This is a genomic window from Pontibacillus yanchengensis Y32, from assembly GCF_000770635.1.
Lineage (GTDB): Bacteria > Bacillota > Bacilli > Bacillales > BH030062 > Pontibacillus > Pontibacillus yanchengensis.
The window spans coordinates 1-20,346 of the sequence record NZ_AVBF01000022.1 but is presented as its reverse complement, the minus strand read 5'-3'; the positions used below and the strand labels follow the sequence as shown (position 1 = coordinate 20,346).

Here is a 20,346-nt window from a genome sequence, read left to right as displayed (position 1 = left end):
TAGAAGAAGAAGAGCAAATTCCTTGGATGGAATTTGCTCTTTTTTTGTAAGAAAAGAAGATTTGATGTTTTTCTCACTTACTACCCTGGGGTCTTAATTATATAAATCCTCTCTGTGGTAAAAATCGCTACGATAAAGCTTTGTTTAAGCTTGTAGAGGGTGAACAAGGAGTTGTTTTTTTGCGTACCTCCGTTAATCATTATTCGGTATGCCGAAATTGATTTTTCGATGATAATCTCTTTTGAACCATGTTAGATTAAAGTCGTGCAAAAACAAATTGCATATTGTTTCATGTTTTACCAACTTTTTCAGATAGTAAACATCCTTCATTCTGTACATAGAAAACATGAACAATTATACAAATCTAACTTACACATATGACTTGGAGGAAAAGAATGAACAAACATCCTTTTTATTTTATTCTACTAATTTGTATGACTATGCTTCTAGTTGGTTGGTCCCAACCGGATGATAAACAAAATGTGCTCCGTGTAGAAACAGCAGACCTACCAACGGAGACAGAAGAGATTATTTCAAAGAGTAAACAGCATGACATCAATACAATTTATCTAAACATTAACACCAATCGTTCCAGCTTTTACTACAAATCATTTATTCGAAAAGCAAACGCAGCAGGGATAGAGGTTCATGCATTAGAGGGGAAACCTTCATGGGGGCTTGAAGAGAATCAACAAGCACTTATGGATTTTACGAAATGGGTTGAGAAGTATAATGATATGGTTTCCGAAAATGAAAAGTTTGCTGGGATTCACTTGGACATCCAAGCTCAGCATACAGAGCAATGGGAGGAAAATTCAAAAGCCGTTTTGGAAGATTGGAAAGCGAATCTAAGTGCATTTCAAAACGAAGTCAATGACGCTGAGCTGACTACTAGTATTTCTATTCCATTTTATTTAGATGGGGTGGAGACACCGAATCAATCAGAGACACCTTTTCAAAAATGGATAATGAAACAATTCGATCATATTACGGTGCTAGCTCATCGTGACACAATCGAAGGTTCAAGTGGTGTGATTGCGTTAATTAAAGATGAATTAGAAATAGCCAACGAATTAGATAAGGAGGTTTCGGTAGGGGTTACCTTGGCTGACACAGGAGAAGATGTTACGTCATTTTATGAGGAAGGCACAGATGATATGCAGATGCATCTTCATGTGTTAGAAAAGCACTTAAAAGACAATCCTGCCTACATTGGATATTCCATTGATCAGTACAGTTACCTGTCTACCGAAAAAAATAATAAAACAACCGAAACGGAAGATAATCAACAACCTACTCCATCCAATAATGTTCGAGGTACTTATATTTGGCACGCTTCCAACCTAATAGAATCTCCAGATGAAATCATAGAGTTTGCCAAAGAAAATAACCTTAACTTTCTGTACACACGTTTAGATCGGACGAAAAATTTCTCCGTTTATAAAGATTTTGTAGAAAAGGCGCATGAAGCAGGGATTGAAGTACATGCAATGGGTGGACATCCTATATGGGCCCTGCAAAAAGGTGAAAAACGATTGAAGATGTTTGTGGATTATGTAACAAATTATAACTCTAGTGTTTCAGAAGAACAGCAATTTGATGGAATCCATCTGGATGTAGAACCTTATACATTACAAGAATGGTCTGAAGATAAAAAAGCTGTGATGAACACGTGGAAAGATAATATGGAATTGTTTGTAGACAAAGTTGAAGACAATTCAAATTTAGAAACAAGTGTAAGTCTCGCCATGTGGTTAGATGACCATGAGACGCCAGGTCAACCAAATCTATCGTTCTCTAAATGGGTAATCAAACAATTGGATCATACTGCCATTATGGCATTTCGAGATTCCTCTGAAGGACCAGGTGGGATCATTGATGTGTCTAAAGAGGAAGTAGCTTTTGCTAACAATCTTGGCAAAGATCTTGTCATATCCGTCGAAATGCAGGAGATGGAAGAGACACCTTATATCTCTTTTTATGAAGAGGGAGAAGAAGAAATGATAACAGAGTTAGATAAGACAGAGGATGTCCTTGAAGATGATTCATCTTATCAAGGAGAAGTAGTCCACTCTTATGAATATTGGAAAGATGCTGCAAAGTAAATAGTAGTTAACTAGAACGCGTGAATAGAGCTAATCATATTCACGCGTTTTTATTATGTGTATTCCCTAGGAGTTCTACAAGAATAAATTCAGAGCAGAATCTATTATGTAGTATATTTTAGTTACCCCTTGAGGAAAATATTTCACATTTTCAAACATCCGAAAGAGTAAGATGTGATAACATGAACGAGATTAATCTAACAAAAGGAGTTAATAAAATTGAATGATTGGACAGATTTCGAGACAGGAATTATTCACATCTTAACATCTCTCCTCGGTTGGGGATCTATAATATTTCTAGTTATCTACATATATCGAAAAAATAAGACTGAACTCTCACTTTGGAAAGTCTTCCTTATCACATACATCGGCATGTTCACCTTTGATTACACACTACAAATCTCAGGAGATCGTGCTTTATTTCCTATATTACCACTAGGTGTATGGCTGATTTTTGGTTTTTTTTGTCTTAACAATAAGGAAAAATCGTGGCATGAGTATCGCCCTTTTGCTTGGGTTGGGTTCGGAGCGTCCTTTCTCTTTTTCTCTTTAGGAATTCTAGGATCATTTTTGCACGACCAAGTTTACTATAGGGGGGAGTTGTCTACTTATATCGCTTCTGTTAATCAGCCTCAGTTAGTGACAACGCACCCCTCAGGTGAGAATCCAATTCTTAAAGAAGATTTTCAATCCTCCCTTCCCTCTTTTCAACAAAGCGAGTTTAATGGTATGGAATGGTTTAAGAAAATGGAGCAAGGAAAGCCAAAAGAGGATGTGATGGAGATATTTCCTTATGTTTTAAAAGGAACAGAACCACAATTTGGAAGCGGGATTCAACCCCTAATTTATATCAAGCGAGATGGGAAAGGCATTTTGGTACACAATGAAAATGGGGACCAGCTCTTTTTTGAATCCGAGTACTCATTATTTAAGGAGGTCCAATAATGACAAAAAGAATAAAAATTGTGTTTCTATCAGTTATGGTCATTACAGCCATATTTCTAGTTTATTGGTATTATCTAGCCGCACCAATGCGTCTTCAAGAGAACGAAGTACTCATCAAGCGGATGAATGAAAAAAATAATGCTACTGAGGTTACCTCTATTCAGGACCGACACTTTATCGATAAGGAGCATGTGTTTGTTCCTTTTAAAACTGCGTCAAATGAGTTTGGGGTTAGTCACTGGCTTTGGGATAAACATGAGTGGAAAGTAATCAATATGGACGGAGGGAAACCATTTGTTTGGAAAGTGGATCCTAGTGACCCTTCAAGCTATGTTATTACATGGAATATACATCCAGCAGACCAAATTACGTCCTTATCTTTTTACCTGATGAATGAAAGATATTATCGTGTATCTGAAGGTCAGCACTTGTTTACACCTGGTGTTCAGATGGAAAAGCGGTTCTCCTCACTTCCAAACACTTTTGGGATAATGGAAATGCCAAATGACTGGGCTTTTTATCTTGAAAAACTTAAGGTCTCTGTTAGTAGGGGAAATATTTTTGATTCCAATCCTGATCTGCATTTTGGTTGGTCTGGGTTCAGTCAAAATGGTAAGAGAATATTCCCTGAACATACTGGTGATGTCAACGGATATAATGCTGGGTATGGAGGTTTCCAATTTGTTTTATTAAAAGGCGATGAAGATCTCGAGAATGTAAATGATTTGGAATAATCCTGTTCACATGAGAGGGAACTCTTCTTAATAAGTTAGTAATACAAAATAAATACTAGCTTTTAAACTTACTATAGTAGATGGAGGCTATGTCTGTGGTTGATTTAGAAGACATGAGAAATCGAATTAAGTCATTAAACGAGTCGGATGCTAAAAGTTTAGCTATGCTTACTTATGCAAATCTGCAAATGGTGAAAACAGGAAATGGGCGATTTACAAGCGAAGAGTGTGTAGATCAATTGTTGAAGCTGTTTACTAGTATTCCAGAACATCCTGAAACAAATCGGGATGATTAGAGTCATGCTACCTCTTTTAATAGTTGGAAGGGAATGATAAATATCATCAAACGAGTTAGTTTTGGATGGTTATGTATAAGTATATTCCTAGTTAGCTGCCAGTCAGGTTCGAGTGAGAGTTGGGCGTATGAGTTTGTTAGATATGAGGGAGAAAGTTATGTAGTCTCTGATGCCATGGTAATAGAGAAGGAAAAAGTAGGCGAAAAAATAGGCTCTGTGACGAAATACATTACAAAGGAAGGCGACTATTCCGGTAATGTTTCTAATACATATCAAGAAGGAACTACATATTATAAAATTACTGGGGTTGGGACAGACAATGCTATAGCAGTGAAGCAGAAGGATGGAACGTATATAAAAGCCGTGATATCAGAGGAGTGGAAAGAAGGAGAATAAGCTTTTGGATAAATATTGAAACGTGAATGTGTTTCCTTTCGTATGAATGAAAAGAAGCTGATTTTCTATAAAATAGAAAGGAGATTCTTCATGCAAATTATATTCAATATTATAGGAGCTATTGCTGGACTTACCTTTTTCAATTGGTTATTTGGATATCGCAAAGGTGCTATTCGAATTGATTTTGATGAAAGGTACACAAACCATCAAGACTATATAGAAGCCATTCAGACCGAGCTTGAAAGCCAGGGTAGGGAAGTGGAGTATGTAGATTACCGGCACTTTATTATTGATGGGAAGTCATATGAATGGATAGAACGGAATGCTCCTATGGGAGTTGTACCTCTTCAGCGGACCATCTTGTTGCCTATGAAAAAGGAACAAACAGCATAATCATGTCGAACAATGAAGCGCTATCGATAAGATAGCGCTGGTTTTAATGGAACAAAATAGGTGGGTGCTCGGAAAATTCGAATTATGCTCCGAAATCGAAAAATTTGATCGGAAAATTCGAATTTTGCTCTGAAATCGAAGAAGTTGCTCCGAAAACCCGAATCTTGCTCCGAAACCGAAATAGCCCCCACAATTACATATTATCTAAATAATCTTCTCATGATTTTACCTGTAACTTTACCTGTTGCACGTCTTTTTACACGCTGACCAGTACGTCCTTTACTAATGGCGCTGACATCATTTTTATATTTGGATAACTTTGAAAGCTTTGACAGGATCCCCATTCAATCACCTCTTTATCTAGCATTTTGTGTTTACTATTCCTTTTCTAATAACAAGTGAAACTCCTTCCATAAAAAGCGTTTTAGGTTACTAGTACTATGTAAAGAAAATACAATGATTAAAAACAAAACTACTGACTTAAGATGTAGTTCTTAACCTTTTGTTTTATAAAAATTTTTAAAGGGAAACAATTTAAATAAAAAGGAGAGGATCTACATGGCTCAAGAAGTAAAACGTAGAGATGGTTATAGTTGTCTCGTTTGTGGACATATATTTGATTTTGAAGCTCCATTGCAAAAAGAATATCAAATTAGTGAGGATGCCGTTCCGGCCAGAGCAGTAGCTGTAAATACGATGGAAGGTTCGAACGGAAAGCTAGTTAATTTAATGCTATATGCGGATTGTCCGCAATGTGGAGTAACAAATGAATGTAAAGAAGTATTATAATATTTTGAAAGAAAAGAAGGCGACCTCCAATGGGAAATCGTCTTCTTTTTGTATATAGGCTGCTATAAATACAAGTTTGCTAGAAATATTCCCAGTGTTTCTTCATAGATTTTATCAAACTGATTGAGTGGGAGCGGGCTGGTGCCTTTTCCTAATTCTACGGTGTATCCGGGACGGCGCCATTCTTGGATAAACCAGTCTTTGTAACCCGCGAAACTATCTATGAATCGAATGGGACGATAACCACTCACACGTGCAAATTCCTCCACAATTACTTCAGCAACTGGTGGTTCCAGACTTTCGTATCCCCAGTAAATTACTTCTCCTTGAGTATGGAAAGCTAGAGCTCTTGTGAAATCTCTAGAACGTGTTAGTTCAGCGACAGCTTGGGCTTCTGGTTCAGATAAAGGATAAGGTCCAGGATAATTGAAAGGGGATGGAGCTTGTTGTTTTCGCTCGCTCTCCAACTCCCATTTAGCTGGGTATTGATTATTTAAATCTACTCCACGGATGTTCGCCTTCCAACGGTTGAAATTCATATTATTATTATTAATCGACAAAACTTGGGAACGATAAGGCTCTTCTTCAGGCGGTCCTTCCAGAACAAGATTAACTCCATCTGGATTGACCATAGGTACTGCTGAGAGGTCTGTTTGGTTATAAAATGGGTTTAACTGTATGCCGCGTATCGGAGTTTGGTTTGTTAGGGCAAGTAGGTATTCGTTTAAAAACTTCATCATGATTGGGGTGGTGATCCATTCATTGGCATGGAAGGAAGCATTGATATGAATTTGTTTGTTCCCTCTCCCAATTCTAAGCTCTGGTATAGGTTTACCCAATACGGAATTGCCTATAGAAGGGGTGCGAATAAATGGGTAAATGGATACTAGTTGGTTTATGTCATTCACCATAGTGGAGTAGGAATAAGCTTCTTTCCCATTAACCACCCTCCAAGTAACACGAATAGGGACAAGGATGGTTTGACCAATTTGTAGTGTATTAGGATTGATCGTCTGATTAAGTAAATATAAAACATCTAAAGGATAACCTTGCCGACGGGATATCCCCCATAGGGAGTCACCTGGGTTGATGGAGTAGTTAGTAACAACATAACCAGGGATCTGAACCTGTTGCCCAATGGATAGTTGATTGGGATTAAAGGATCTGTTGGAATCAACAACTAACTCAAAGGGAATTCCGAATAATTGACTATAATACCAAAGGGAATCACCTTTTCGTACACTTACTTTCATTAGGAGCTCCTCCCGCCTAAGATTATAATGCATCACTTTTGAATTCTTTCTATAAAAAAGGCTATGTTAAAGTTTGGTGTTGACTTTGGAATCAATTAATCTAAATAGTTTTATTCAAGATAAGAAGCATAATCTGGACTAAGGGTTTTGGTGCTGAACTCCGTTATCCGACATACCGATGGGTGGAGGGAAATGGTGAGACTCCTGCGGAAGAAGGGACAATGCGAGACCCCACAGAGAGGCGTAGCCGAACGAGGATTGCATGTTCCTCCGCGGAAAGCGAACCATTTCACCGCAGCCCCTTCCTCACAAACGTAACGGGTCCAGCCTCACCAGTTATTCAAGAGTACGGTGCTATTATGGAGGAATATAAAACTAATTATTATATCAACACCAAACTTTAACACAGCCATAAAAAAAGGGTATATTGGAAGAACCATCATTTCAAATTGCAGAACACAAGTCTAGCAATGCCGCTCTTAACCTATTTTATTACAATGTAGGGGAGCATCATTTCATGGTCTTCATGTTCTAGAATGTGGCAATGCCATACATATAAACCCGAGAATGGACCAACTGCAAAAATGACTCTTGTTATTTCACCAGGGTTTGCAATGACCGTATCCTTCCAACCACGTTCGTTGAGTGGTGGGGGAATTTTAGAACCGGTTGTGACTATTTCGTCTGTTTGCTGATATACGTCAACATTATATGGCTGTCGATCAAGCACTTGAAAGCGAACAAGGTGGATATGAATAGGATGGGCATCCTCCGTTGTATTTATAAAGGACCACACTTCATAAGTACCAAGTTTTGGACATTCAGTTATTGGGTCTGCCCATCTCTTATTATCTAATAAATGGATTTCTCTTCCATATGCATCTTTAGCCATATCAAGAGATAAAAGTCTATTTTTTGATGCAAGATTTTCAGATAATGTCGGCATATACGTTAAATAATAAGGGATTGTGCTTTGATCCAAACTACATAAAGGACGAATGACTCTGATTTGTAGAATCAATCCTGTTGTCTCAGGATTAGGTGGGTCTCCACCTGGAAAAGGTGAGGGTGCGCTATTTTGTAAGGTAATAGTATTACCAAACTGGGTGGAGAAATCTACAATGATATCTGCTCGTTCAGCAGGTCCAAGAAGTATTTCTTTGGTCATGACTGGTTGCTCGAGCAATCCTTGATCACTTCCAATTTGATAAAAAAACTGATTTGAACTCAAGGAAAAATTATAGAATCTGGAATTGGAAGCGTTTAATAAACGAAAACGATAACGACGAGGCTCTACATCTAAATATGGCCAAACTTTTCCATTTACGAGAATCGTGTCTCCAAAGAACTCCGGAACAACAGATGGACAGACACCTTCCACAGGTTCTTCAGGTTCACAAGGGTAATATAAAGAGCCATCTTCATTGAAACTTCTATCCTGTACCAATAACGGCACTTCATAGTTTCCTCTAGGGAGGTTCAACATCTGTTCTTGTGTGTCCCGAATCAAATAAAAGCCACTTAACCCAGCGTATATGTTCAACCTCGTTATACCTACAGCGTGGTCATGATACCAAAGAGCTGTCGAGGGTTGTAGATTAGGATAATCATAGGTTTTTGTCACAAAATAAGGCCCCACCTGCTGGAAGTCATTCGTAAACCATGCCTCCGGGTACCCATCACTATAATCCGGGGTGGCTCCTCCATGGAGATGTACAACTGTCCGGACTTCAGGGTTGGGGGGCTCTGCTCCATGAACCGTTTTATCCACTGGAAGAAAGTGCTTTGTTGGAAGTTGATTCTTCCAACAAACACGAATTAATTGATGGCTAAATGCTTCTATTGTAGGACCAGGATACATTCCGTTGTATCCCCAAATAGTAGTAGGTGGTAAATCACGATGAAGTTGTTGGTGGCATTGAAGCATTGTCACTTCATAATAGGGCACACCATTTAGAATGGCATTAGGCTTTAAGGTAGGTATTGTAGGTAGTTCATCCACAAATTTAGTTAACTCCATTTCATCACCCTTACATTTTGTATCTATACCATTATATATAGTACTAATTACTAAAATCATGCTTCAGCAACCATCTTATTAATCCAGGAACAAATTTAGGCAAATGACATACATAATAAAATAAAAAGGTTTGGTTTGGGGAGGAGGATTCTGTGAATATACCGTGGATGAACAATGCAGCGATAAATAATGCACCGAAAGGGAAGCAAGTGAGTCGGTTTACAGGAGAGAACTCGACTAAAAAGGAGCGTAAAAAGCGCAAACCGCGTAGGTATTTAAGGCGAAATTACGCTGGGAAATCGATTGACTTCGGTGAAGCTTCTTTTGGAGTTAATGATAGCGAAGATAAAACGAAGAATGAACAGACTATTGATTTAAACGATTTTGAATCACTAATAGAAGAGGAGAATTTACCGTCAGCACACACAGTTGATTCCCATCAAGAGGAGCAAATGCAGTCTTCTTCTTCATATGGAGAATTGATCCATAATGTTGTTCAAAATAGTTTTCAAAGTGCTGAGCATGTAGAGACAGATAAGGAACATACACAACTATCATTTACAGAAGAAGAAGTAAACACCTCTAATAATTTGGATGATTATAATGAGGATCACCAAGAAGTTGATGAGGAGCCCGTTCATGTAATGGAAGAGATTCAGTCGACGCAAGAATATCAGATATTAACAGGGACCTACTCTTATTCTACGAATCTGTTAAATGAGAATGAAAAGGAATATGAGCTAAATGAATTGGAGAGCATGTTATCAGTGCAGATCCCTTTTAAAGCATGGATTAATGTCAAGCATTTTATTCGTCCACCACTAATACCTTCTTCTGTTACTGAAACGTATCGATTTATTGATGAGGAAGATCGAGCAAATGAGAATGTTCGTTCCAAGTTTTTTTATACAGAACAAACGTTTCATGAAACACCATACTGTGATGTGGCAAGTGCTGTAATTTCCAACCAAATACAAATTGAGAATACACCTTCCGAAGTGCATAAAGAGCGACTCAATGAGCTTTACGGATATTCCTATAAGAAAGAGATTAAAGAGCATCATTATCTGGGTATAAAAACACCTGTATTGTTAGGGCAATACGATATAGAACTGTCGATGGAGCCAATAATTGAATCCCCTTTTCCTGTTTATGAAGTGGACTCGATTGAAAATCAACTTATCATCCATAACTATAATTTCATACCAAAGACTCCCAAGGATCAATTAAATACGACCCTCCTGGCAGAAGAAGGAGTTATTATGCTTGAGGGGGTTGTTCATCAATCTATCTTTTGTAGGAAAGATGTCTCTATTAATGATGCCTATCAGACCATTTCTGAAAAACTAGTCCTCCATTTAGGAGTTGAATTTATGCAGGTTCAATCGTGTTAAGACAATAAATGGTGGTTTGTCCTCTACCATCTACCTATACGACTTTTACCTTTGAGCATACAGTATTGTAGGGATACAAATAACTCCCAAATATGTAAATGGAGGTTTTTCAATGAGCGATTATAATTATGATTCTCATCATGGCTACGATGGCAAAGATTCAAAAGATAATAAGTGCAAAGTAAAAGGAAAAACACAAACTCAGTTCCAGGACACCAATGTGGATCCTACTACGATTTCAAATGCAGTGGTGAAGGTCCCTGTCCTATTGGCAGAGACTACACTTCAAATTGTTGTAGAAGCAGATATTCCACTTGATCCACCAGCAGTTGAAATCAAACGAGTGTTAAAAAATGCTGTACTAACACAATGTAAGCTTGTGCCAGTAGCATTTGGTAACACACTAGGGGATGGAACACGTCAGGTTACACGTGCTAAACTTTTCGTTCAAGGTTATATTCGTAAAGACATTGAATATGCTACAGATCGTTGTGAAGGAAAAATCAGAGACCGTATTGCCAATGTACCGTTCTCAGGTTTTGCCGATTTAACAGATGAAGATTTTATTACACGACCTGCATTTGGTGTGTCAGAAGAAAGTAAATCACAATTCATTAATCCAAAAATTGGCGAAAAGCCTAGACTTGATAAATATTACTTCCAGAACGATGTATTCTACAACGAGCAACCTTTCTGTGAGCTAGTAAGAGCTGACTTCTACGAGCTTGATTTCTCACCAGAATACACGATGCTTGGTGACACATTTGACAAAATTACAGAAAAAGTTGTTCTAGACTTAACGCTTAAAGTGTTGCAAACTCGTCAAGTTGAAATTGGTGACATTGGAGCTACAGACTGCTAAATTCTATAGCCTCATCCGTTCCTGCGGATGGGGTTTTTCTTTATTTTATACATATCCACCAGGCTTCGTGTGGACGATAGCCTACAAGCTGTGAAAAGCCAAATGGTCGTTGTATATGCTACACTTAAAATATGGAAACAAATAGAAAGGATGATAGCATGTACGGGTTAGATGAAAAACGCCAAGAGGTTTTGAATTTTGTCGACACACTATCAAATGAAAAGGCTACAACAAAGCCAGATCAGCATACGTGGTCTGTTGTAGAAGTGTTAGAACATTTATATCTAATGGAAAATGTCGTGATTAAACAGATTGAACATGCAATTAAAAACGGTGAAGTAAAGGAAGTAGGAGAAAAACCAATTCATAAGACGACGATTCGTACTCAGAAGGTGGATGCACCAGAGACCGTTCAACCCAAGGGGCATTTCCAAACGATTGAAGATGCAAAACAAGGATTAGAGCAATCAAGAGAAGCGACACTATTCTTAATTCACAATAAGGACCAAGAACTACTTCAACATCGAACATTTCCTCACCCTCTCTTTGGTGACATGAATCTAGAGCAATGGATTGAATTTATTGGGTGGCACGAGTTACGCCATTTAGAGCAAATGAAAGAAGTTCATAATCAACTGGCGTAGAGAGCAATGTATTTTTTGCTCTCTACATAGCATTGACAATTAGAGATGATGTTTTTATACTATAGAAAAAGATTAGGAATGAACGTTCATTCCGTACGGTCTTTCTTACAAATATAAAGTGAGTAAATGGTGGCGAAGAGCATTGGAGGCTAGTGATTATGGAAGAAATAACGAGTAAACGAGAGCATATTCTCGATGCTGGGTTACATTTATTTGCTGAAAGAGGATTTGATGCAACTACGATACCGATGATTGCTACCAAAGCTGAAGTTGGAGCGGGAACCATCTATCGATATTTCATTAATAAGGAAAATTTGGTGAATGAACTTTTTCAGCAGTACGTGGAAAGATGTATTACCATATTGCATGAACATTATCCGGAAGCGGGCAGTTCTCCACGTGAACAATTCCGACAAATATTTAACGGCATGGTTCAATTTACAAATGAACATGAACATGCATTATATTTTATCAAAACACATAACCATTCTCACGTATTAAATCAAACTAGTCGAGAACGGTTTGAAGAAATGTTGAATTTTATTCGTTCCTTTTTCGAAAAAGGGAAAGAACAAGGCATTATTCGGGATCTTCCTGCCAATGCATTAATTGCCATCGTATTAGGTGCATTTCTTGAACTGCACAAGTTAGTTCGAGAAGGGGATGTTGACCCAAATGAGAAGCTTTTTGAAGGAGTAGAAGAGAGTTGTTGGGATGCGATCAGAGCGCATTAAGGTGCTCTGTTCTCTTTTTTGCCTGATGCGGAATGAATGTTCATTCCGTTCGATTTTACTACGACTAATTGAGTATAAAAGGATGATAATGTATGACAAACACAAGATCTGTACCGTCTCCTAAAGCTTATGGTCCATTACGTAATTTACCTTTAATAAATCGTAATAAGCCAATACAGTCATTGATGAAGCTCGCAAGACAATATGGCCCAATCTTCGATTTTGAATTTCCCGGCCGCCATGTCACGTATGTATCTAGTCATGAGCTTGTGAAGGAATTAAGTGATGAACGTCGGTTTGATAAAAAAGTACACACACCTCTAAGAAAAGTGCGAGCATTTAGTGGGGATGGCCTTTTTACAAGTGAAACAAGTGAACCTAATTGGAAAAAGGCACACAATATCCTCCTTCCTAGTTTTAGTCAGCAGGCGATGAAAGGTTACCATGATAAAATGGCCGATTTAGCTGTGCAACTTGTTCAGAAATGGGCACGTTTAAATCCAAATGAAAGCATTGAAGTTCCAGAGGATATGACAAGACTTACATTAGACACTATTGGACTTTGTGGCTTTAATTACCGGTTTAACAGTTTCTATCGCGAGCAACCTCATCCGTTTATTCAAAGCATGGTACGCGCTATGGATGAAGCGATGAGTCAAACGCAACGTTTTGGTATTCAAGACCGAGTGATGGTGAGATCAAAGCGTCAATTTCAAGAAGACATCCAGGATATGTTCTCTCTTGTGGATCAACTAATTGCTGAACGAAAAGCGAATGGAGACCAAGGGGAAGATGACCTCTTGTCTCATATGCTAAAAGGAAAAGATCCAGAAACAGGAGAGGCACTTGATGACGAGAATATTCGCTATCAAATTATCACCTTCTTAATTGCTGGCCATGAGACAACCAGTGGGATGCTTTCGTTCGCATTGCATTTTCTTATGAAGAATCCTGATAAACTGCAAAAAGCCTATCAAGAAGTGGATGAAGTTGCAGGTGATGGTGTTCCAACCTATAAACAAGTTAAAAAACTTAAGTACGTGCGCAACATCCTTAATGAATCCTTACGCTTATGGCCAACAGCTCCTGCGTTTGGTTTATCTGCAAAAGAAGATACCACGATAGGAGACGGAATACCATTTTCAAAAGGGGAAACAGCTACTGTACTAATACCGGAATTGCACCGTGACAAAAGCGTTTGGGGCGAAGATGTAGAAGAGTTTAAACCAGAACGTTTTGAGGACCCAGAAGCTATTCCACACCATGCCTTTAAACCTTTTGGTAATGGGCAACGTGCTTGTATAGGACAACAATTTGCGATGCATGAGGCGACGCTTGTGCTTGGCATGTTGTTACAGAATTTTGAATTTGTTGATCATACGAACTATGAACTCAAAATAAAAGAAACACTAACTTTGAAGCCTGATGGACTTACAATGCAAGTAAAACCTAGGAAAAATCAAATGGCTTTTGCCATGACATCATCACAAGAAGAAAAGAGTGCCGAAGAATCTAATTCAAAACAGTCACAAAACATACCTAAGCATGGTACTCCTTTACTTCTCCTACACGGATCGAACCTAGGGACTGCTAAAGGTATTGCTAAGGAGTTAGCCGAAACAGGAGAGGCACAAGGTTTTAGTACAACAGTTGCTTCATTGGATGAGTATGCAGGAAACCTTCCAATTGAAGGCGGTGTACTGATCGTTTCAGCCTCATATAACGGTAATCCACCAGATAATGCTCATGCTTTTATCGATTGGCTAGAGCAGGCTGGGCAAAATGAACTTCAAGGTGTACGCTTTGCTGTATTTGGTTGTGGTGATCGCAACTGGGCCAACACCTATCAGCGAATTCCATCGTTCATCGATGAGAAGATGGCGGAAAAAGGAGCTACTCGTTTATCAGAAAGAGGGGAAGGAGATGCGAGTGACGACTTTGAAGGGCAATATGAACAATGGGATGAACAGCTATGGCCTAATATAGCTGATGTGTTAGATATTCAACTAAACACAGAGCAAGATGCCACAAGCAATGCATTATCAATGGAATTTGTGAGTGGTGTTACGGCAACGCCTCTTGCCAAGACTCATCAAGCCTTCACAGCAAAACTATTGAAAAATGAAGAACTTCAAAGTGATGTGAGTGAGCGAAGTACCAGGCATATCGAAGTGAGATTGCCAAATGGTGTTACCTATCAAGAAGGGGATCACTTAGGAGTCATTCCACAAAATAGGCAAGAGCTAGTGAACCGAGTGCTTAATCGTTTTGGTATGGAAGCAAACACACTTGTAAGCATGCACGGTGGTTCAGGAAGAGCATCTCATCTTCCTTTAGAGCAGCCAGTAAGTGTGGAAAACTTATTGGTTCATTATGTGGAAATGCAAGAACCAGTTACACGAGCTCAACTTCGAGAGTTAGCAGCTTATACGACTTGTCCTCCTCATAAAGTAGAGCTAGAGCAACTGTTAGAGGAAGAGGCATACAAAGAAGAAGTACTTCAAAAACGTATTACAATGATTGATTTACTTGAACAATATGTAGCTTGTGAATTACCTTTTGAGCGATTTATTGCATTGCTACCACCTTTAAAGGCTCGATATTACTCTATTTCAAGTTCTCCAAGTGTTCAAGCCCAAAGCCCAAGTATTACTGTAAGTGTTGTGAGAGAGAAAGCTTGGAGTGGAAATGGAGAGTATAAAGGGGTCGCTTCCAATTATTTAGCTAATGTACAAGAAGGTGAAGATATTGCATGCTTTATCAGTACACCTCAATCTAATTTCCAACTGCCAGAAGATAGTCAGACCCCAATGATATTAGTAGGTCCTGGAACAGGATTAGCTCCGCTGCGTGGATTCCTTCAAGCACGTCAGTCGTTGAAGCAAAATGGTTATGCGTTAGGTGAAGCACATCTTTATTACGGATGTCGTCATCCAGAGCATGATTATCTATATAAAGATGAACTTACTCACTATGAACAAGAGGGTATTGTGCATGTCCATACAGCTTTTTCTCGTATAGAAAATCAACCAAAAACGTATGTACAGCATCTAATAGAAAAAGATGGGACAGAACTCATCCAAATGCTTGATAACGGAGCTCGCTTATATGTTTGTGGGGATGGTAGTGAAATGGCTCCGGCTGTTGAGGACACACTTCTTACTTGCTACATGGACTATCATCACGTTACCAAACAAGCTGCGATGAAGTGGTTAGATCAACTGCAGACAGATGGAGTTTATGCAAAGGACGTTTGGGCAGGCTAGTATAAATTCGTTGCTAGAGTAAAAATGGCAAAGTAACACAAACTATCCCTATACAACTAAAGGAGGGATAATCATGACAGCACCGTATTTATGTCCTAGTTGCAAATCCAATCGTACCCGCTTTAATGTGATTGAGCAAGTTGCTACATCTATTAAAAAGGATCCACAAACAGGAGAGGTTGTTGAAGAATATACAGCCGACAACGTTTCTCCAATGCATATTCAATACAAAGGTCCTTCTGTCCGGATTCAATGTGCTGCTTGTGGTGTCATCGAAGAAGAGCTATCGTTTATAAAACGAGCAGAATATAATCAAACATCATAAATATAATCATGACAAAACACGAATGGGTGCTTAGCTCATTCGTGTTTTTATTATCCAGAGTTCTGTTGTTGGCCCCCTTTTTTCTGTTTTACGAGTCCAATTAGTAAGGATAGTATCACCAATAGATAGATGGTAAAAGAATAAAGGGTCCAGTTTTGGGAAGTGAAAGCGGCATTTTCAACTATATTCTCGTGGGTTAGGTTGGTCAATGTCCAAATCGCTATGCCAAGAGGAAGCAGGTAGGCATTATATCCATTAGATCTGCCGATATGTTGGAGACCTAACAGGATAATTGTAAAAAGGGTAGTGATCTTTACGAATAATACAAAAATCCATATAACACCCATAACAATTTCAATTCGTTCAAAGACCACCGTTGCATGAATATCCCGCATTAAGGAATACGTGGGATATGTTTCTCGCTGAACCATAAAGGCACCTTCAACTCCAATGGCAGCCACTACGAAGGCAGTTAAAATACTACCCCCAAATAAGATCGACATGAGATAATATCGTCTGATTTTGTTTTTCTCTTTTACAAACGTGAAAATAGCAGTCATCAAAATGAGTTCCAAAAAGGGAACACCAAGTGAATTGTATCCTCCTTGAATAACAGGCTTCCACCCATGATAAAGGTATGGCTTGAAATTTTGAAATTCCACTTTGGGGATTAATAATATAATGGATAAGAAGATGATTGTATAAAATAACAAACTCATCGCCTCATTGGTTTTCCCCAATGATTTAAGTCCGCTTGCAGCTCCATACATGGCTAATGCAATCATGATAAATTGATAAAAGTAAGGCGCTGTATCGGGTTTCACAACTACCATGAAGTCATCTGTGTTTCCAACAACTAGTGCACAAAGGTGAAAGGTGAAGACAAGGAGAACAAGGTTTACGAGAGTACCTAACCATTTTCCATATGCTTGATCGATAATGTCAAACAAGGATTGATAGTTTAGCTTCTTCATTAAAAACAACATAAGTACGTTGAACAGTAATCCTGTTACAACTGCCAGTATCATCGAAAGCCAGGCATCCTCATGGGCTACGGAACCGGTAATGAGTGGAGCTAATAACAACGAACTTCCGATTATGAAATTGGCAGTAATAAAGAATAACTGTAGATGTGTGATGTTATTTTTCATTTCGGCTCACCGAATAAAGAGATATGGATTGGTTCGAATATAGTACTAATCCATTTGGTGATAGGAAAGAGGTTATAGCCCATTGAGTAGCCTATCAGTAAAGTTAGAGAGAAAACCCATAGGCAACCAAAAACCCATTTATTGCTCTTGTTTAGGTTGTTCATGTACGCTTTTCCTCCTTGTACCTACACCGGTGATTTCTATATCTGCTTCTGCTTCTACCTTTGTGTTGTTTATAAATACATCCATCCAATTATCTTTTATGTTCTTCCATTCTTTAGGTTGATTCCGATAAAGGTAATTACCAAAGCCGAATGGATCGACTTCATTTTCTTTTGCCTTCTCCACGGTAGCATCCATATAAAGTTCCATTTGTTTATTTATAGATTGTTTTAATTTGTCTAAATAAGCAGGGTCTTTTACACTTCCATCACATCGGAACTCTCTTAAGATTCCACGTCCAGAAAGAGACACGGTAATGGTTATATCAGTTCCGTTTACAGTAGCTTTCTTTTTGGTTTTTACATCTTTAAGCAGAAATCCAAATGTGCCACTTCCGCTAGGACAATCAGTTGAAATGAAGATTGTTTCTTTCGCCTTATCATCAATTAGTGCCCACCCTTTCGATTCTTTAAGAGTTAGCCAATCGACTAATTTATCTTTTTTATACAAAGGGATACCTGTTAAATCATAGGCATTTTGATTAGCATGGATATTTTCCATCGCTTCTTTAGTGTCTGCGGGGGCTTCAGGATTGGAACGGACAATTCCCATGGTTACTGTGTCTCGCTTATGACCATATGTCCATCGGATAACATCTTCTAAATAGATACCATCTCTTAATCCCATTGGACTAAAGGTATTATTAACACGAGCAATGATCCCCTCACTAGGGTTTGCTGTTAGGGAGGTGTACACAGATAGAAGATTTTTTGCCGTATCGTCTTTAGCTGTAAAGACCATAATCTCATCGCGCACCTCATTGTCTCGTTCCATGTAATCAATCAAATAGGAAAAGCCTACATCTCTTGCGAATTCTTCTCCGAATATAATTACCTCTATATGAGGGAAAAATAGCTTTCGGGGTACCAGATTACGAGCCTTATCCACCGTCTCCATCATTGTCTTTGCAGATATAGTGTAGGTATAGACAGCGTTACCTTGTCCTCCTTGTGGAGCGCCACCAAGACGTTGAGCTGAACCACCAGGGTAGACGATTTGAAAGTGAGTATCAATGTTTCCATCTTCCCCTTTGTCAAATCCTATAGCGGTTACAATCGCTTGAATGTTTAGCTCCTCAGCACCTGTACATCCAGACACCATAAACATAAAACTAAGAAACAGAACGATTCGTGATGTTTTGCCCATCGTGCTACCCCCTTGTTACTCGTTTTATTTTCTGGAATGCCCGATAAAATTTAGACTTATCCCACCAAAGGGGGAATCTGAATAGTACATCTTTTAACTTAGATATGGATAAAGGTGCGATTGGTGATAAATAAGACTTACCAATGCTTGTAACATTCGATAGATGTATGACCATCGCAATCGTGAACGCCGCCATTCCAAAAAATCCAGATGTTGCTGCGAATAAAATGAGAACAAATCTAAGCATCCTTACCGCGCCACTAAACGCATAATAAGGGGAAATAAAGCTTGTTATGGCTGTTAGGGAAACAACAATTACCATTGCAGCAGAAATCAGACCTGCTTGGACAGCTGCCTCACCAATAACCAGTGCGCCAACAATAGAAATCGCTGAACCAATTGGTCTAGGCATTCGAATACCAGCTTCTCTTAGTAGTTCAAAAATAATTTCCATCATAATAACCTCTATAAATGCTGGAAATGGGACGCCTTCCCTTTGAGCTGCTAAATTTATCAAAATATTGGTGGGAAGAAGTTCTGCATGGAAGGTTGTAACAGCAATATAGGTTGCCGGTAGAGCTAATGAAATCCAAAATGCTAGTAAACGAATACTCCTGATAAATGTAGCTAAATCAAACTTCTCATAGTAATCCTCCGCAATATGAAAGAAGGATACAAAGGTAACTGGTGCTACCAGTGCAAATGGACTTCCATCTACTAGTACGGCAACACGTCCATCCAAAATTTCTCCGCATACAATATCAGGTCTTTCCGTGGACTTAATAGTTGGAAAGGGTGTGTACCGACGATCTTCAATTAATTCCTCGACCATTCCACTGTCTAGAATTTTATTTGTATCAATCTTGTTTAATCGTTCCATTATTGTATCAAGCGTTTTCTGGTCAACAAGGTCATCCACATAAGTAACTACTACTTTAGTGTGGGTTTCCTTGCCAATTTTCATTGGAGAAAAACGCAATTTAGAGTTACGGACTCTTCTCCTGAGTAAAGACATGTTTGTATCTAGATCCTCCACCAATCCTTCTCTAGGGCCGCGAACAACCGTCTGGATTTTCGTTTCCTCTACTTTTCGAAAACTAGGTGTAGGTTCTACGGGAATTTTAAGTCCAACATCAGAGTTTTGAACGAACAGTATTACACAACCATCCAACATTCCATTTACAATTTCTTTGAAAGTTTGGGTCTGTTTAACTTTACTGGATACATTTAAATGGTTGGTGATAGAAGTTACATCGTTATTCCCTGAGGAACTATTCATCCCCCATTCGACAAGTGGTTCCGTAATATTTTCATCTACACGTGTTTCATTTGCCAATGTTCTTAAAAAGGCAATGGAGTATGGTGTAGGAGACTCACGAACAACTTTCGTTACTAACTCAGGACTTTTACCAAATATCTCAATGATTTGGTCAATATTTACTTGAATATCTTGATAGATCTTGATTTGTTCAAAATCCTTAGGGTTCTCTACAATCTGCTTTTGTTTTGATTTTGAAGATCTTCTTTTGATTGGACTCATCATAATCACCTACGTCTATTATTCGAGTGAGATGTTGAATTATGCATAGATTCCGTTATTTAACAGGAATATGTTCTTTTTTTACTTTATAGGAAATTATAAAATTCAATGCTTCTTTATAACTAAAAAAG

At 38.5% G+C, this 20,346-nt stretch carries 19 protein-coding genes; 13 read left to right on the top strand and 6 right to left on the bottom strand.

Annotated elements, in window-relative coordinates; genetic code table 11:
- Window positions 1–395 precede the first annotated feature (395 nt).
- The 6 genes from N782_RS09615 to N782_RS09590 all read left to right on the top strand — a co-directional run bounded on the left by N782_RS09615 (window position 396) and on the right by N782_RS09590 (window position 4,869).
- Window positions 396–2,105: a hypothetical protein gene (locus N782_RS09615; protein ID WP_036818959.1), complete on the top strand. Its 1,710-nt coding sequence runs from the start codon at window positions 396–398 to the stop codon at window positions 2,103–2,105.
- 219 nt (window positions 2,106–2,324) lie between these two features.
- Window positions 2,325–3,050 (top strand): hypothetical protein, encoded by a 726-nt coding sequence (locus N782_RS09610; RefSeq protein ID WP_036818957.1) that lies wholly within the window; start codon window positions 2,325–2,327, stop codon window positions 3,048–3,050.
- Entirely contained in the window at window positions 3,050–3,784 is a 735-nt protein-coding gene (locus N782_RS09605; RefSeq protein ID WP_036818956.1) for a hypothetical protein, read from the top strand. Before N782_RS09610 ends, N782_RS09605 begins: the two co-directional genes overlap by 1 nt.
- A 95-nt stretch (window positions 3,785–3,879) precedes the next feature.
- Entirely contained in the window at window positions 3,880–4,080 is a 201-nt protein-coding gene (locus N782_RS09600; RefSeq protein ID WP_036818954.1) for a hypothetical protein, read from the top strand.
- Between the two features lie 33 nt (window positions 4,081–4,113).
- Window positions 4,114–4,476, top strand: a complete 363-nt coding sequence (locus tag N782_RS21275) for a hypothetical protein (RefSeq protein ID WP_152600750.1) — start codon at window positions 4,114–4,116, stop codon at window positions 4,474–4,476.
- Window positions 4,477–4,566: 90 nt separating this feature from the next.
- A complete protein-coding gene (locus N782_RS09590) occupies window positions 4,567–4,869 on the top strand; it encodes a hypothetical protein (protein WP_036818952.1) in 303 nt (100 codons plus the stop codon).
- 200 nt (window positions 4,870–5,069) lie between these two features.
- On the opposite strand, the gene N782_RS21815 is transcribed toward N782_RS09590, so the two are convergent.
- The gene (locus N782_RS21815; RefSeq protein ID WP_202595684.1) at window positions 5,070–5,213 is read right to left on the bottom strand and encodes a hypothetical protein; all 144 of its coding nucleotides are present in this window, start codon (window positions 5,211–5,213) and stop codon (window positions 5,070–5,072) included.
- Window positions 5,214–5,427: 214 nt separating this feature from the next.
- On the opposite strand from N782_RS21815, the gene N782_RS09585 reads away from it, so the two are divergent.
- Window positions 5,428–5,658 (top strand): hypothetical protein, encoded by a 231-nt coding sequence (locus tag N782_RS09585; protein WP_036818950.1) that lies wholly within the window; start codon window positions 5,428–5,430, stop codon window positions 5,656–5,658.
- A 62-nt stretch (window positions 5,659–5,720) separates the two neighbouring features.
- Here N782_RS09585 and N782_RS09580 read toward each other — a convergent pair whose 3' ends face one another.
- Both N782_RS09580 and N782_RS09575 read right to left on the bottom strand, forming a co-directional pair.
- Window positions 5,721–6,911, bottom strand: a complete 1,191-nt coding sequence (locus N782_RS09580; RefSeq protein WP_036818948.1) for a M14 family metallopeptidase — start codon at window positions 6,909–6,911, stop codon at window positions 5,721–5,723.
- 484 nt (window positions 6,912–7,395) lie between these two features.
- Complete coding sequence (locus tag N782_RS09575; RefSeq protein WP_036819033.1) at window positions 7,396–8,931, bottom strand: multicopper oxidase family protein; 1,536 nt, start codon at window positions 8,929–8,931, stop codon at window positions 7,396–7,398.
- Window positions 8,932–9,083: 152 nt separating this feature from the next.
- On the opposite strand from N782_RS09575, the gene N782_RS09570 reads away from it, so the two are divergent.
- The 6 genes from N782_RS09570 to N782_RS09545 all read left to right on the top strand — a co-directional run bounded on the left by N782_RS09570 (window position 9,084) and on the right by N782_RS09545 (window position 16,156).
- Window positions 9,084–10,325: a DUF7852 domain-containing protein gene (locus tag N782_RS09570; RefSeq protein ID WP_036818946.1), complete on the top strand. Its 1,242-nt coding sequence runs from the start codon at window positions 9,084–9,086 to the stop codon at window positions 10,323–10,325.
- A 112-nt stretch (window positions 10,326–10,437) separates the two neighbouring features.
- A complete protein-coding gene (locus tag N782_RS09565; RefSeq protein WP_202595683.1) occupies window positions 10,438–11,187 on the top strand; it encodes a CsxC family protein in 750 nt (249 codons plus the stop codon).
- 131 nt (window positions 11,188–11,318) lie between these two features.
- Window positions 11,319–11,831 carry a DinB family protein gene (locus N782_RS09560; protein WP_237582634.1) on the top strand — a complete coding sequence of 171 codons (513 nt, stop codon included), beginning with the start codon at window positions 11,319–11,321 and terminating at the stop codon, window positions 11,829–11,831.
- Window positions 11,832–11,989: 158 nt separating this feature from the next.
- On the top strand, window positions 11,990–12,565 hold the full coding sequence (locus N782_RS09555; RefSeq protein ID WP_036818940.1) for a TetR/AcrR family transcriptional regulator: 576 nt from the start codon (window positions 11,990–11,992) through the stop codon (window positions 12,563–12,565).
- A 92-nt stretch (window positions 12,566–12,657) separates the two neighbouring features.
- Window positions 12,658–15,831, top strand: coding sequence for a bifunctional cytochrome P450/NADPH--P450 reductase (locus N782_RS09550; RefSeq protein WP_036818938.1), 3,174 nt, complete (start codon window positions 12,658–12,660; stop codon window positions 15,829–15,831).
- 73 nt (window positions 15,832–15,904) lie between these two features.
- Window positions 15,905–16,156, top strand: coding sequence for a hypothetical protein (locus N782_RS09545; protein WP_036818936.1), 252 nt, complete (start codon window positions 15,905–15,907; stop codon window positions 16,154–16,156).
- 50 nt (window positions 16,157–16,206) lie between these two features.
- Here N782_RS09545 and N782_RS09540 read toward each other — a convergent pair whose 3' ends face one another.
- The 3 genes from N782_RS09540 to N782_RS09530 form a co-directional block, all read right to left on the bottom strand.
- Window positions 16,207–17,307 carry a GerAB/ArcD/ProY family transporter gene (locus N782_RS09540; protein WP_036818935.1) on the bottom strand — a complete coding sequence of 367 codons (1,101 nt, stop codon included), beginning with the start codon at window positions 17,305–17,307 and terminating at the stop codon, window positions 16,207–16,209.
- Window positions 17,308–17,445: 138 nt separating this feature from the next.
- Entirely contained in the window at window positions 17,446–18,675 is a 1,230-nt protein-coding gene (locus N782_RS09535) for a Ger(x)C family spore germination protein (RefSeq protein ID WP_036818934.1), read from the bottom strand.
- 4 nt (window positions 18,676–18,679) lie between these two features.
- Window positions 18,680–20,215: a spore germination protein gene (locus N782_RS09530; RefSeq protein ID WP_036818931.1), complete on the bottom strand. Its 1,536-nt coding sequence runs from the start codon at window positions 20,213–20,215 to the stop codon at window positions 18,680–18,682.
- Window positions 20,216–20,346: the final 131 nt, after the last annotated feature.